At 62.5% G+C, this 14,419-nt stretch carries 14 protein-coding genes; 10 read left to right on the forward strand and 4 right to left on the reverse strand.

The annotated features are described in order from the left end of the window. Positions 1-23: 23 nt before the first annotated feature. Complete coding sequence (locus MAXJ12_RS03780) at positions 24-845, reverse strand: pyruvate, water dikinase regulatory protein (RefSeq protein WP_008834440.1); 822 nt, start codon at positions 843-845, stop codon at positions 24-26. A 396-nt stretch (positions 846-1,241) separates the two neighbouring features. Between MAXJ12_RS03780 and hemE the strand changes: the two genes are divergently transcribed. From hemE to MAXJ12_RS03820, 8 genes are all read left to right on the forward strand, one after another. Beyond that, a complete protein-coding gene (gene hemE / locus MAXJ12_RS03785; RefSeq protein ID WP_008834441.1) occupies positions 1,242-2,276 on the forward strand; it encodes a uroporphyrinogen decarboxylase in 1,035 nt (344 codons plus the stop codon). Next, positions 2,273-2,809, forward strand: coding sequence for a protoporphyrinogen oxidase HemJ (gene hemJ / locus MAXJ12_RS03790; protein WP_008834442.1), 537 nt, complete (start codon positions 2,273-2,275; stop codon positions 2,807-2,809). Before hemE ends, hemJ begins: the two co-directional genes overlap by 4 nt. A gap of 158 nt (positions 2,810-2,967) precedes the next feature. Beyond that, positions 2,968-4,233 (forward strand): transcription termination factor Rho, encoded by a 1,266-nt coding sequence (gene rho / locus MAXJ12_RS03795; protein WP_085983865.1) that lies wholly within the window; start codon positions 2,968-2,970, stop codon positions 4,231-4,233. A 41-nt stretch (positions 4,234-4,274) separates the two neighbouring features. Beyond that, positions 4,275-5,600, forward strand: a complete 1,326-nt coding sequence (gene mnmE, locus MAXJ12_RS03800; protein ID WP_008834444.1) for a tRNA uridine-5-carboxymethylaminomethyl(34) synthesis GTPase MnmE — start codon at positions 4,275-4,277, stop codon at positions 5,598-5,600. Positions 5,601-5,743: 143 nt separating this feature from the next. Then, positions 5,744-7,618 carry a tRNA uridine-5-carboxymethylaminomethyl(34) synthesis enzyme MnmG gene (gene mnmG / locus MAXJ12_RS03805; RefSeq protein WP_008834445.1) on the forward strand — a complete coding sequence of 625 codons (1,875 nt, stop codon included), beginning with the start codon at positions 5,744-5,746 and terminating at the stop codon, positions 7,616-7,618. Next, complete coding sequence (rsmG, locus tag MAXJ12_RS03810) at positions 7,615-8,250, forward strand: 16S rRNA (guanine(527)-N(7))-methyltransferase RsmG (RefSeq protein ID WP_008834446.1); 636 nt, start codon at positions 7,615-7,617, stop codon at positions 8,248-8,250. Before mnmG ends, rsmG begins: the two co-directional genes overlap by 4 nt. 34 nt (positions 8,251-8,284) lie before the next feature. After that, positions 8,285-9,082 (forward strand): ParA family protein, encoded by a 798-nt coding sequence (locus MAXJ12_RS03815; RefSeq protein WP_008834447.1) that lies wholly within the window; start codon positions 8,285-8,287, stop codon positions 9,080-9,082. Between the two features lie 34 nt (positions 9,083-9,116). Beyond that, positions 9,117-9,992: a ParB/RepB/Spo0J family partition protein gene (locus MAXJ12_RS03820; RefSeq protein ID WP_008834448.1), complete on the forward strand. Its 876-nt coding sequence runs from the start codon at positions 9,117-9,119 to the stop codon at positions 9,990-9,992. Between the two features lie 30 nt (positions 9,993-10,022). On the opposite strand, the gene holA is transcribed toward MAXJ12_RS03820, so the two are convergent. Together holA and MAXJ12_RS03830 are read right to left on the reverse strand one after the other, a co-directional pair. Beyond that, positions 10,023-11,072, reverse strand: a complete 1,050-nt coding sequence (gene holA, locus MAXJ12_RS03825; protein ID WP_008834449.1) for a DNA polymerase III subunit delta — start codon at positions 11,070-11,072, stop codon at positions 10,023-10,025. A gap of 271 nt (positions 11,073-11,343) precedes the next feature. After that, positions 11,344-12,270: a LysR substrate-binding domain-containing protein gene (locus MAXJ12_RS03830; RefSeq protein ID WP_008834450.1), complete on the reverse strand. Its 927-nt coding sequence runs from the start codon at positions 12,268-12,270 to the stop codon at positions 11,344-11,346. Positions 12,271-12,362: 92 nt separating this feature from the next. Here MAXJ12_RS03830 and MAXJ12_RS03835 point away from each other — a divergent pair, with 92 nt between their 5' ends. Further along, on the forward strand, positions 12,363-13,250 hold the full coding sequence (locus MAXJ12_RS03835; protein WP_008834451.1) for a DMT family transporter: 888 nt from the start codon (positions 12,363-12,365) through the stop codon (positions 13,248-13,250). Between the two features lie 63 nt (positions 13,251-13,313). Here the strand turns inward: MAXJ12_RS03835 and MAXJ12_RS03840 are convergent, their stop codons facing one another. After that, positions 13,314-13,709 carry a c-type cytochrome gene (locus MAXJ12_RS03840; protein ID WP_008834452.1) on the reverse strand — a complete coding sequence of 132 codons (396 nt, stop codon included), beginning with the start codon at positions 13,707-13,709 and terminating at the stop codon, positions 13,314-13,316. A gap of 205 nt (positions 13,710-13,914) precedes the next feature. Between MAXJ12_RS03840 and MAXJ12_RS03845 the strand changes: the two genes are divergently transcribed. Next, on the forward strand, positions 13,915-14,419 hold a 505-nt coding region (locus MAXJ12_RS03845), incomplete at its 3' end, for a UbiA family prenyltransferase (protein WP_008834453.1).

Raw genomic sequence — 14,419 nt, forward strand, 5'->3', positions numbered from 1 at the left:
TTGGCCCTTATCTTTCACCGCCCCTATCGCGTCCTGCTGCGCAGAGCAACGATCGCCGCTGCGGTTTCCTCGATCGAGCGGCGGCTGACATCGATCATCGGCCAATTGTGCCTCGTGCAGATCTGCCGTGCATAGGCCAGCTCCTCCGTGATCGCGGCGCGGTCGACATAGCCATTGGCGTCATAGCCGGCGGTCGAGCCGAGCACCCGGTTCTGTCGCACCTGCGAAATACGCTCCGCCGTCGCCACTAGCCCAACGATCAGCGGCTTTTTCGCGTTCGCCAGGCTCTCAGGCAGCGGCACGCCGAGGACGATCGGGATGTTCGCGGTCTTGATGCCGCGATTGGCGAGGTAGATGCTGGTCGGCGTCTTGGAGGTGCGCGATATGCCGATCAGGACGACATCGGCTTCCTCGATGTCGGAAGGCAACTGCCCGTCGTCGTGCTCCATGGTGAAGTTCAGCGCGTCGATGCGGCGGAAATATTCAGCGTCTAGCACATGCTGCGCGCCTACCCTGCGCCCGGCCGGCGTGCCGAGATAGGACTGGAACACGGTCAGCACCGGCTCGAGCACCGAGACGCATGGCAGTCCCATCTCGACAGCCTTTGCATCGATCTGCCCCGCGAGGTGCTGGTCCACCACCGTGTAGAGCACGATGCCCGGCTCCTCCTCTATGTCCTCGAAGACCTTAGCCAGCTGCTTTTCAGTACGGATGAGCGGGTAGATATGCTCGATCGCCCGCGCATCCTTGTATTGTGCCGAGGCCGCGCGGCCTGCGGCCAGCAGGGTCTCGCCGGTGGCGTCGGAGATCAGGTGCAGGTGGAAGAAGCTTTGGGGTTTGTTCACAGGATCGGCCCGGGTCTGTGGTCAAGTGTGCAAAAGCTGGCCGGTTCGGCCATTGCGGCACCGGCGACTGTATCAGAACCGGCCTTGTCCACAATTCGGTGCGCTGTCGGAATAGCCAGCGTGGTCTGGATGACTATGGGGATAAATTCGGCAGCTTGTCATTGGTTCTCGGCTCCCGCAATTCTGCGTTCTCGGAAGCGATTGTTATTGCAAACAGATTCCCGATTGTCCCCAGACTTGTCCAGCCCACAGCCGGACTTGCGCGACAAAATGCTGGCTGGCGTCAGACTGCCTCTCCGGGATAGGCAGCAATTACCGATTCCAACAGACTCTTAGAATCAGAAGACTCTTTTCATAGAAATTATATTTAAGGAAAGAAGCGAGGAACGTGCCCTGATGGCCAACAGCCGCGTCATGCTGGACGTCCTGAGGGGCGAGACCGTGTTTCCGCCCCCGATATGGATGATGCGGCAGGCTGGCCGCTATCTGCCGGAGTACAGGGAGTTGAGGAAGAAGGCGGGAAGCTTTCTCGACCTCTGCTACAATCCCGATTTCGCGGTAGAAGTGACCCTCCAGCCGATCAGGCGCTTCGGTTTCGACGCGTCGATCCTGTTCTCCGATATTCTGGTCGTGCCGCATGCGCTCGGCCGCGACCTGCGCTTCGAGGAGGGTCGCGGGCCGGTCATGACGCCGATTGGGGCAAGGGGGGTCGAGCAACTCGACGGTCAGGCTTTCCACGATCGCCTGGCGTCGGTCTACGAGACGGTGAGACGGTTGCGCGCCGAATTGCCGGAAAGCACAACGCTGATCGGCTTTTGCGGCGCGCCATGGACCATCGCAACCTACATGATTGCCGGCCACGGCACACCGGACCAGGCTCCGGCCAGGCTTTTTGCCTATCGCGAACCGCAAGCTATGAAAAAGCTGCTGGCGACGCTGGCGGATTACTCGGCCGCCTATCTCATCCGGCAGATCGAGGCCGGCGCCGATGTGGTGCAGATATTCGATTCATGGTCCGGCGTGCTCGACGAGGTCTGCTTCGACGCGTTCTGCGTCAAGCCAGTGGCCGAAATCGTGAGGAAGGTGCGGACCGCGCATCCCGGCGTGCCAATCATCGGTTTTCCGAAGGGTGCCGGCAGCCTCTATTCCGATTATCGCAGGCAGACCGGAGTGACCGCGCTTGGCCTCGACTGGACCGTTCCCTTGACGCAAGCGCAGGCCCTGCAGGCTCAAGGGGCCATTCAGGGCAATCTGGACCCACTTAGGCTGGTGGCAGGCGGGGCGGCGCTGCGCGAGGGCGTGGACGCTATTTTGCGCGCGCTGGGCTCCGGTCCGCTGGTGTTCAATCTCGGCCACGGGATTACGCCCGAAACGCCTATCGCGCATGTCGAGGCGATGATCAGGCAAATCAGGGATGGATCGGGTAGATGAGCACTCCGGAAGTGCAGAAATCTGGACGCAACGCGGCGAAAAGAGCGGCGGCCGCGATAGCGATTCTCCTCGTGCTGACGGCGCTGCTCTTTTTGCTCGATCCCGACGATCTCTATCTCTGGATAAAGGCGGTCCATGTCATCGCGGTGATCTCGTGGATGGCCGGCATGCTCTATCTGCCACGCCTCTTGGTCTACCACGCGGATGCCGAGCCGGGTTCGGTCCAGTCGGAAACCTTTAAGACGATGGAGCAGCGCTTGCTGCGCGCCATCATCAACCCCGCGATGATGATCACCTGGGTGTTGGGGCTGTGGCTGGCGTGGAAGGGCTTTGGCTTCTCGGGAGGATGGCTGCACGCCAAGATCGCGCTGGTGGTTGTTTTGTCCGGCGTCCATGGCTATCTCTCCGGTGCGGTGCGCAAATTCGGCGAGGACCGCAACGTCAGATCGGCGCGTCACTGGCGTCTGGTCAACGAGATACCGACCGTGCTGATGGTCTTAATCGTCATACTGGTCGTCGTGAAGCCGTTCTGAGCCGGCGTCACGGAAAAGCCGCCTTGCTCTTTTAATTGCTTGGCGATAGAAGACTCGTCTTCCTTCCCGCCAAGCGCCGCCCCGAAAATTCGAGTTGGCCGCATCCGGCGCCCATCGCATTCGCCGATAGCTTTCCCATTTCACATTCAGAGTCCGTCATGCAGGAAATGAAACTCCAGGAGTTCAAGAACAAGAAGCCGATCGACCTGATCGCCTTCGCCGAGTCACTCGAGGTTGAAAACGCCAGCGTCATGCGCAAGCAGGAGTTGATGTTTGCAATCCTCAAGAAGCTCGCGGCGCAGGATGTCGAGATCATCGGCGACGGTGTGGTCGAAGTGCTGCAGGACGGTTTCGGCTTCCTGCGCTCGGCCAACGCCAATTACCTGCCGGGTCCGGACGATATCTACATCTCGCCCTCGCAGATCCGGCGCTTTTCGCTGAAGACCGGCGACACGGTCGAGGGACCGATCCGCAGCCCGAAGGAAGGCGAGCGTTATTTTGCCCTTCTCAAGGTCAACACCATCAATTTCGACGACCCGGAAAAGATCCGCCACAAGATCCACTTCGACAATCTGACGCCTCTCTATCCGAATGAGCGGCTGAAGATGGAAGTCGACAATCCGACCGGCAAGGATATCTCGTCGCGTGTCATCGACCTGGTGGCGCCGATCGGTAAGGGCCAGCGCGGCCTGATCGTGGCGCAGCCGCGCACCGGCAAGACGGTGCTGCTGCAGAACATCGCCCACTCGGTAACCACCAACCACCCGGAATGCTATCTGATCGTGCTTCTGATCGACGAACGGCCGGAGGAAGTGACGGACATGCAGCGCTCGGTGAAGGGCGAGGTCGTCTCCTCGACTTTTGACGAGCCGGCGGTTCGCCACGTCCAGGTAGCTGAAATGGTCATCGAAAAGGCCAAGCGCCTGGTCGAGCATGGCCGCGACGTGGTCATCCTGCTCGATTCGATCACGCGCCTCGGCCGCGCCTACAACACAGTCGTGCCGTCATCCGGCAAGGTGCTGACCGGCGGCGTCGACGCAAATGCGTTGCAGCGGCCCAAGCGCTTCTTCGGCGCGGCCCGCAACATCGAGGAAGGCGGATCGCTTACCATCATTGCGACGGCGCTGATCGATACCGGCAGCCGCATGGACGAGGTGATCTTCGAAGAGTTCAAGGGCACCGGCAACTCGGAAATCGTTCTCGACCGCAAGGTGGCCGACAAGCGCATCTTCCCGGCGATGGACATCCTCAAGTCCGGCACCCGCAAGGAGGATCTGCTCGTTCCGAAGCAGGATCTGCAGAAGATCTTTGTTCTGCGTCGCATCCTTGCGCCAATGGGCACCACCGATGCGATCGAGTTCCTGATCGACAAGCTGAAGCAGACGAAGACGAACGCCGACTTCTTCGATTCGATGAACACCTAGCCGTCGATTCGTGCCCGTTACGATTGTTCGGGCAAGTTACCATGGTTGAACGAGACACCATTGTCGCGCTGTCGAGCGGCCGGCTTCCGGCTGGCATCGCCGTGGTGCGTATCAGTGGACCCAAGACTCGATTCGTTCTCGAAACGATTACAGGCTCGGTTCCGGAACCGCGCTTTGCTCGCTATGGGGCGTTCGCGGATGGAGCAGGTACTCATGTCGATTCCGGAATAACGCTGTTTTTTGAAGGGCCTGCCAGCTTTACTGGCGAGGATTCCGCTGAACTGCACGCGCACGGCGGCAAGGCGGTCGTTGCGGCGCTGCTGGATGCGTTGTGCGCCATAGAAGGCGTTCGCCCGGCCGAAGCTGGTGAATTCACCAGGCGTGCATTTCTTAACGGCAAGGTTGATCTCCTGAAGGCTGAAGCGCTTGCCGATCTGGTCAGCGCCGAGACTGAAGCTCAGAGACGCTTTGCGGTCCTTAATTCCCATGGCGGGCACAAGGAGCTTTACGCCGGCTGGCGCCGGCGGCTCATTCACGCCCGGGCCATGATCGAAGCCGAGATGGATTTTTCCGACGAGGCGGACGTCCCTGGTTCGGTCGCAGATCAGATATGGGCCGACATCGAGCGGATGAGCGGCGAGATGCGGCGCCATATCGCTGGCTTCGGCCGAGCGGAAATCATCCGGGATGGCTTTGACGTGGTCATTCTCGGTGCACCCAATGCCGGAAAGTCGAGTCTTCTGAACGCCCTGGCTAAGCGCGATGCAGCTATTGTAACGGATGAACCAGGGACGACCCGCGATCTCATCGAGGTTGCTCTTGATCTCGATGGACGAAAGGTTCGGGTTACCGACACGGCCGGGCTGCGCGAAGGCGGTGGCGCCATCGAAACAATTGGCATCGAAAAGGCGATTGCCCGGGCGCGCGAGGCCGACCTCGTGCTGTTGCTCGAGGATATGGCAAATCCAGGGCCGGTGGCGGAGCTGCCAGATAGTCTTCCGGTGCTCCGAGTTGGCACCAAATACGATTTGCCACTGTCGGAGCCCAACAGCAGCGATGAGTACGATATCTGTATCTCGGTAGCGTCGGGGCATGGCCTGGACAGGCTGCTGCAGGAGATTTCGAGCAGGGCAGAAGTGGCGCTGGGTGAAAGCGTCGATCTGATTCCTTGGCGCGAGCGGCATGTTGCGCTGCTTTCGGAGGCATTGGAGTTCCTCGAGTCCGCGCGATCGGCGGAACAGGCCGGTTACGAGCTGCGCGCGGAAGATCTGCGGCTCGCTTCGGAACGCATCGGCAGGATATCCGGCGCTGTCGATGTCGAAGACCTGCTGGATGTCATATTTTCCCAGTTCTGTATCGGGAAGTGACTCACGTGAAACGCGCCCATCGGGCTGACTCACGTGAAACACCGGCACCGCGCGGGTTTTGGTTTCACGTGAAACATTATTGCGCGCCTTGACACTGCCGACCTTTGCGCACATGTCTCCGCATTCCATCGGAGCCTTTTGTCATGCTCGATAGCTACGACGTCGTTGTAGTCGGGGGAGGTCACGCCGGTTGCGAGGCCGCCAGCGCTGCCGCACGCGCCGGCGCCAGGACTGCGCTCGTGACGCTTCGCTTCGACACGGTCGGTGCAATGTCCTGCAATCCTGCTATCGGAGGCCTTGGGAAGGGCCATCTGGTCCGAGAGATCGATGCATTTGATGGCCTGATGGGGCGGGTCGCCGATGCGGCCGGCATCCAATTCCGCCTGCTGAACCGGAAGAAGGGGCCTGCCGTGCGGGGTCCTCGCACCCAGGCTGACCGCAAACTCTACCGCCAGGTCATGCAATCAGCGATCCGGGAACACGAATCGCTGACGGTGATCGAGTCCGAGGTAACTGGTCTCGAAATTCGTGACAATCGCATTACCGGACTGCGGCTTGGCGACGGCCGCACGCTAAACTGCGGTGCGCTCGTCCTGACCACGGGCACTTTCCTTCGCGGGCTCATCCATATAGGCGAGCGCAAATTCCCAGCCGGCCGAATGAATGAAAAGGCAGCGCTTGAGCTTTCGGAAAGCATGATGCGCGCCGGGTTCAAGCTTGGCCGGCTGAAGACGGGGACACCACCGCGGCTTGATGGCCGGACGATCGCCTGGGATTCGCTCGACAAGCAGGCGGCGGATGTCGAGCCTGTGCCCTTTTCACTGATGACGGACCGAATCTCCAACCCGCAGATCGACTGCGCCATTACCCGGACAACGCCGTCGACGCACGAGGTTATCCGTGCGAACCTCAGTCGCTCGGCCATGTACTCCGGGTCAATCGAGGGGGTGGGGCCACGCTACTGCCCGTCGATAGAGGACAAGATCGTCAAGTTCGGCGACCGTGAAGGCCATCAGATCTTCCTGGAGCCGGAGGGCTTGGACGACCACACGATCTATCCGAACGGAATCTCGACATCACTGCCCGAAGACGTGCAATTGGAGATCCTCAAGACCATTCCCGGCCTTGAATGCGCAGTCATGCTGCAACCGGGCTACGCAATTGAGTACGACCATATCGATCCGCGTGAACTTGCCCCGACGCTGGAGACCAAGCGAGTGGCCGGCCTTTTTCTTGCCGGCCAGATCAACGGCACCACCGGCTATGAAGAAGCCGCTGCACAGGGTTTGCTGGCAGGATTGAATGCTGCGCGCAAGGCTGTTGGCGACGAGCAGATCGTGATCGGCCGAACCGAAGCCTATATCGGCGTGATGGTGGACGATTTGACGAGCCGCGGCGTCAGCGAGCCCTACCGCATGTTCACCTCGCGGGCTGAGTTCAGGCTCTCCTTGCGCGCTGACAATGCCGACGAGCGGTTGACCCCGATGGCGATCCGGCTCGGAGTGGCTTCCGTCGCGCGGCAGGAGCGGTTTGCGGAGGTCAGCGGGCGCCTCAACAATGCGCGCGAACTGGCAAAGGCCAAGACGCTGACGCCAAGCGAGGCCAGGCGCCAAGGCATTGAAGTCAACATGGATGGGATACGCCGTTCGGCCTACGATCTGCTGTCCTATCCCGAAATGAATGTGGCACGCCTTGCCGAGATCTGGCCGGAACTTCGCTCAATCGATCCAAGGGCGGCTGAAAGCCTCGAAACTGAGGCGCGGTATGCCGTATATCTTGACCGCCAGATGGCGGACGTTGCGCATATGCGCCGCGAGGAGCAGCGGCTGATACCCGACGACATTGATTTCTCTATGGTTCCAGGCCTGTCGAATGAACTAAAGCAGAAGATGCGTGAGCGCCGGCCGCGTTCCGTTGCCGCCGCCGAGCGGATGGAGGGGATGACGCCGGCTGCGCTGGCGATCATCGTCTCGCATATCCGCAACGCCGAGCGCGCGCCGAGCAGGGACGTGGCGTGACGACAGCAGCATGGGAAGAGCTGTGCCGCGTCGCCGGCCCCGTTTCACGTGAAACATTCGAGCGTCTGGTTGCATTTGAGGCGCTTTTCCAGAAATGGGCGCGCCGCATAAACCTGTCCGCGCCATCGACCCTGAGCGATGTTTGGTCGCGGCATATTCTCGACAGCGCTCAATTGCTTCGCCTTGCGCCCAAGGCGCTTCGCTGGCTGGACCTCGGCTCGGGCGGCGGTTTCCCCGGCCTGGTGATGGCGATTTTGCTTTCCGAACGCAGCGGCGCGCATGTCGATCTTGTTGAAAGCAATAGAAAAAAGGCGGCTTTCCTGCAATCGGTCATCGGCCAGTTCGGTCTTCCGGCGCGCGTCCATGCGCTGCGAATCGGCGATGTGCATGCGTCCATCGGCACGCCTGAGGTGGTGACAGCCCGCGCGCTGGCGCCGCTCTCCTCACTGCTAGGCCTCGCAGCGCCCTGGCTGTCGGCGGGCGCAACCGGCCTGTTTCACAAAGGCCGGGATTACCGGGCAGAGATCGAAGAAAGCGCTCACCAGTGGCGCTTCGACCTGTTAGAACATCGAAGCATGATCGACCCGCAAAGCATGATTCTCGAGATTCGCGACCTAACTCCCAAATCGTGACGCGCCTGAACCAATGAACGCATTGAATCGGATCATGAAAACCGGCCCACGCATCATCACCGTCGCCAACCAGAAGGGCGGCGTCGGCAAGACCACCACCGCGATCAATCTGGCGACGGCGCTGGCGGCAATCGGCGAACGTGTGCTGATCGTCGACCTCGACCCGCAAGGCAATGCCAGCACCGGGCTCGGGATAGACCGCCGCGATCGGATTTCTTCATCCTACGACGTGCTGACCGGGGCCATGGCTCTGGAGGATGCAGCGATGCCCACGGCCGTCCCGGGCCTATCGATCGTTCCATCCACGCTCGACCTCCTCGGGGTCGAGATGGAGATAGCGGGCGCGCCGGATCGCGTGCTCAGGCTGCGCAATGCGGTACGGGCTTCGTCGCAGCGTTCCGACACCTACAGCTATGTGCTGATCGACTGCCCGCCCTCGCTCAATCTCCTGACGCTCAACTCGATGGCCGCGGCCGATTCGGTTCTGGTGCCGCTGCAGTGTGAGTTCTTCGCGCTCGAAGGTCTGAGCCAATTGCTCGAAACCGTCGAACAGGTGCGCGCTTCGATCAACCCGGACCTCTCGATTCAAGGCATCGTGCTAACCATGTATGACGGCCGCAACAATCTCGCCAACCAGGTGGTCGAAGATGTGCGCGCCCATATGGGCGAAAAGGTCTATGAGACGATCATTCCGCGCAATGTCCGTGTTTCGGAAGCGCCATCGCACGGCAAGCCGGCCATCCTTTACGATCTCAAATGCTCGGGCAGCCAAGCCTATCTGCAGCTCGCATCCGAAGTGATCCGGCAGGAACGCAAACTACGCGCCGCATGAACCCGATTCGCGAACAAAACAGTCTGGGCTGACCATGAGTGACGATCCTTCAAGAAGAAGATTGGGACGCGGACTTGCCGCGCTTATCGGCGAAATGGACAAGCCGGCGACAGTTGAAAAGAGCACGGCGCCGGCCGACGGCCAGGTGCCGATTGAGTTCGTCGCACCTAACCCGCGCAACCCGCGGCGGAATTTTGGCGACGCCGACCTTGCGGACCTCGCCCAGTCGATCCGAGAACACGGTGTGGTGCAGCCGGTGGTCGTTCGCCCCTCGGGTGAAGCCGGGCGCTACGAGATCATCGCCGGCGAGCGGCGTTGGCGGGCCGCACAGCGAGCCGGCCTGACCCAGATCCCGGTCATCGTGCGCGATGTGAACGACCGCACAGCCCTCGAACTCGCGATCATCGAGAACGTCCAGCGCACCGACCTTAATCCGGTCGAGGAGGCGCTCGGGTACCAGCAGTTGATCGATGAGCACAGCTACACACAGGCCGATCTCGGCCAGGTCATCGGCAAGAGCCGCAGCCATGTCGCCAACACGCTGCGCCTGCTCAAGCTGCCTGATGTCATCCGCGACATGCTCATCAATGGCGATTTGTCCGCGGGCCATGCGCGCGCGCTGGTTTCGGCCGCCGATCCGGCTGGCCTTGCCAAGCGCATTGTCGAGGATGGTCTCTCGGTGCGCCAGGCCGAGGCAATGGCGCAGTTGCCGGCCGAGAGCCAGCGTGACCCGTCGCCCCCCGCTGCTCCGCGCGACAAGGATGCCGACACGCTGGCGCTGGAAAAACTGCTGTCCGATGTGACCGGGCTGAAGGTCGCGATCGCCCATCGCGAACGCGGCGGTGAGGTGCGGATTGGCTATAAGACGCTGGAACAGCTTGACGATTTGTGCCGCCGGCTAAAGCACTGAGGTGGGGAAGAAGCGCGATTAGCCGGCTAATCAGTTGCGGTTTCGCTGCGCGAGCCGGGCGCTTTCGACGGCGATGCCAAGCAATGCCTGACGTGCGATCGCAGTGGAAAGGTCTGGGCGCCTGCGGGTCTGCAGTACGGCGTCCTGCAGCCTGGCCAAGGCGCGTGCCAGCGCATCGCTGCGCCAGCGCTCCAGCGCCGTCTCGACTATCTTCTTCCTCGAGAAGAATACCGGCGGCCGCGCCGCCGCGACCACGGAAGCCGCGTTGCGCCCGCCGGATTCCATAGCGCCGCGCATCAGGTGCAGCGCCTGAAACTGGCGCATGGCGGCGGCGAGCACCAGGAAGGGCTGGGCTCCGGAAAGGGCCTGGCGGGTGAAGACTGCGTCGAATGCGTCGATCCGGCCCTCAAGTACCGCATCCACCGCGTCGTCGAAGGAAAGGCCCGAGACGTCGCCGATCGAGGCCTTGACGTCGTCCAGACTGATCTCCCGCTGCCCCTGCGCGTAGACGACAAGCTTCTGGATTTCGCCGCGCGACGCGAGGCGGTCGCCGCCGAGATTGCGGCGCAGCGCCTGCCGCGCCTCAAGGGTCAGCGACATGCCCGCCTTCTGCATTTCGTCGTCGATGATGGCGTCGATGCCGCGCGCCTCGTCGGCATAGCAGGGAAGCGCCATGGCGCCGGGGCTCGCCTCGACGACGGTCCGGAGCGCCGCGCCCTTTTTCAGCTCGCCGGCTTCGATCAGCACGATGGCGTCGCGCGGCGGTTCGGCGCACAGGGCCTTGACGTCCTCGGCCAGGGATTTCTGGCCGGCGGCGTTGCGCACCCAGAGCAGCCGCCGCTCGGAGAACATCGGAACCGTCCGCGCTTCGTCGAGCAGACGGCCCTGTTCGCGTTCGATTTCGGCCCCGTCGAGGCGCAGCACCGAGAACGGGTCGTCGAGCGGCAATCCGGTTTTTTCCGCAAAAGCCCGAGCTCGCTCGGCCACCAACCCGCGATCCGGACCGTAGAACAGGACGATCGTCGCTCCCGTAGGCCGGGCCAGCCACGCGTCGACTTCATGGGCTTTCTTCTGTGCCATCGGTTCCGGTTAGCATGGCGCTTCGCTGCGACGAAGCCCGAATTCGCGTTCGGCTCCAAGTCATAGCCGGCGTTCAATCCCGGTCTGCTGCTTCCCGGCCGGTCAGGCGGACGTGGCAACATCCGTCACTGCGGCCCGGTGTTCAACATGTCCGTGGTCCCGGCAACTGGGGCCGGAGAAGGAATATATTGCACAGCGGCAAGGCGGAATTGTCATCCAATATGCTGGGTGTTCGCTTCCTGGCCTCCTGCACTGGCTGGTAGACAGACGCTTACTTCTCCGCCTGAAGAAACTCGTCGACTGCCTGCGGGTCGAGGCCTGCGGCATCGCCGATGCGCCGCGCCAGTTCGGCCGCCGCCGGCCGCAATCGGCCGATGGGCCGGTCCATCCAGTAGGAAACCGGATTGAGCACGCGGCGATCGTCGACAGCGACGACGCGGCCGGCGTCGATCTGGCTCGCCGTCAGCGGCGGCCTGGCCAGTGCGACGCCGAGGCCGTGCGCGGCCGCGGCAAGCACGAGGTTGTAATCCTCGAAGCGCCGGTCCTGCGGCCGCGGCCGGTAGTCAACGCCCTGCTCGCTGAACCAGGCACGCCAGCCGGAAGCATCCGAATCGTGGATCAGCGGATAATCGAGCAGGCGCTCGGGCCGGCCGCTGCCGATCCTGGCCGCTAGTTCGGGCGAAGCGATCGGAAAACACCATTCCTCGAACAGCTTGACCGACACTCGGCCGGGGATGCGCCCGCGCCCGCAGCGTATCGAAATGTCGATGCCTTCCTCGTCAAGATCCGATTGGTGGATGTCGATGTCGAGCACGATGCGCAGCTTCGTCGGGCCGTTTTCCAGCGCTGAAAGGCGAGGCATCAGCCACAGCGCGCCAATCGACGGGATAGAGGTCAGCCGCACCACCGCAGCGCCGCGCGGCTCGCTCCAGCGGTCGGTAGTGTCGGCGATCAACGCGAAGGCCTCATTGGTGCGCAGGTAAAGTCGTTGCCCCTCCAGCGTCAGCGATACGCCGCGCGCGCCGCGCTCAAAGAGTCTCAGGCCGAGCCACGCCTCCAGCTTGGCGATCTGGCGGCTGACCGCGCCGTGTGTAAGATTCAACCATTCGGCGGCGGAGGAAAAGCTGCCCATACGCGCCGCCGCCTCGAAGGCGCGCAGTGTTTCGAGCGGCAGTATCGGTTGCGAGCTGTGATCCATGCTCACAGCTGAGCCTCGATTTATTCGTTTGTCAACAGGCCGTGAGTAGCGCTTTCTGTCGCCGAAATCTCGTACCGCTTGAGAGGCAGATCATGACCGCCAGTACCGTCACCCTCGCCCGCCCGGCCGATCCGATCACGATAGCCGCGGTTGCGGTGACCGTCGTCGCCTGGGCGTCGGCGTTTCCGGCGATACGCGCCGGTCTCGCCGCCTTCGGGCCGCTGGAGCTCGGCGCGCTGCGCTTCGCCATCGCAGCCGTGCCGGCCGCAATCTTCCTGCTCGTCGCCCGACCACCGCTTCCGGCGCTCAAGGAGGTATGGCGTTTCGCGACCGGCGGGCTGGTCTTCGTGGCGATCTACACGGCGCTTCTCAACTATGGCGAGCTGACCGTGTCGGCTGGCGCCGCCAGCTTCATCATCAATGTCAGCCCGATCATGCCCGCCGGTTTCGCAATGATCGTGCTTGGCGAGCGGTTCTCGGCGCTGGCGTGGGCCGGAACCTTTCTCTCCTTCGCCGGCATTGGCATCATCGCGCTCGGCGAAGGCCAGGGCCTGAGCTTCGACCGCGGCGCGCTGCTTATCCTCGGCGCGGCTGTCTGCACCGCGACCAACACCATCGTGCAAAAGCCGCTGTTCGCCCGCCACAAGCCGCTCACCGTGTCGGCTTGGAACATGGTGGTCGGCGCGCTTTGCCTGTCGCCGGCATTGTCCAGCGCGCTGTCGCAGGCGTCGGTGGCGAGCACCGAGGGTCTGATGGCCGCGATCTATCTCGGCATTGTGCCGGGTCTCGTCGCCTATGCCAGCTGGGCGGTGGCGCTGTCGCGCCTGCCGGCCTCACGCGCCTCCAACTTTCTATATTGCGTGCCGCCGGTCGCGACGCTGATCGGCTTCCTCTGGCTTGGCGAAATCCCGACCAGCCTCGGGATCCTCGGCGGCGCGCTGGCGCTCGGCGGCGTGGCCATCGTCAACCTTCGGCGCTGAACAAGCGATCAGAGCCCATTCCGATTTGATCGAAATGGGTCAGGTTGGGTTGCCGATGTCTTCTCAGGGTTTCGGATCGGCTTTCAGATAGGCGATGACGTTGGCGAGATCGGCGTCGTCCTTCAGGCCCGGAAACGCCATCTTGCCTTTGGGGATCACCGCTTTCGGATCGCGCAGATACTCGGTGAGGTTCGCATCGTCCCAGACCAGCCCGCCCGCGCCTGCTTCCTTCATGTTCGCGGAATATTTGGACTGGAAGCTTTCGAGCGAACCGGCCGTGCGGCCGACCACGCCGACAAGATGCGGCCCGATCTTGTCCTTTTCGACATCGGCATTGTGGCATGCCCTGCATTTGTTGAAGACCGTCTTTCCCGCGGCCGCGTCCTGCGCATAACCGGGCAACGGGGCAAGGAAGGCTGCGGCAAGAAATGCCGATGCAAAGCTGATGGTCGATTTCATGATGCGGTTTTCCTCCATGTGCAAAGCGAGCAAAGCCAATCCGGGTCACGTTACCGGCTAAAGGCGCGCAAGGCCAGCCGGTTCCAAGGTGCGACGATGTGCAGCGGCAAGGGCTCTCATTCGCGGCGGTATAGCGGTTGCTTCAGATTGCAAATGAGGCGTGGACTGCTAGGCTGACCGATGCAATCGGTGGTCGTCTGAAGCCATGTCGGACCAGGAAAGCCGTCTCAACGACGCCGGCGCCCGCCTCGCCGGGGCGACAGCCGGCGATTTCTTCGCTCTTCTGAAACCGCGCGTCATGGCGCTTTCCGTTTTCACCGCTTTTGTCGGGTTGGTGGCTGCGCCTGGCATCATCAACCCCGCCGTGGCAATCGCCGCCATTCTGGCCATCGCGCTCGGCGCTGGCGCCGCCGGCGCACTCAACATGTGGTACGACTCCGACATCGATGCCGTGATGTCGCGGACCTCCCGGCGACCGATTCCGTCGGGCCGCGTCATGCCGGCCGAAGCGCTCGGCTTCGGCCTCGTTCTTTCCACCCTGTCGATCCTGGCGCTCGGCATGCTGGCCGGGTACCTGGCGGCCGCGCTGCTCGCCTTCACCATCTTCTTCTACGTGGTCATCTATACGATGTGGCTGAAACGCTCGACGCCGCAGAATATCGTGATCGGCGGGGCGGCGGGTGCGCTGCCGCCGGTGATCGGCTGGGCCG

The sequence above is a fragment of the Mesorhizobium alhagi CCNWXJ12-2 genome (genome assembly GCF_000236565.1).
GTDB lineage: Bacteria > Pseudomonadota > Alphaproteobacteria > Rhizobiales > Rhizobiaceae > Allomesorhizobium > Allomesorhizobium alhagi.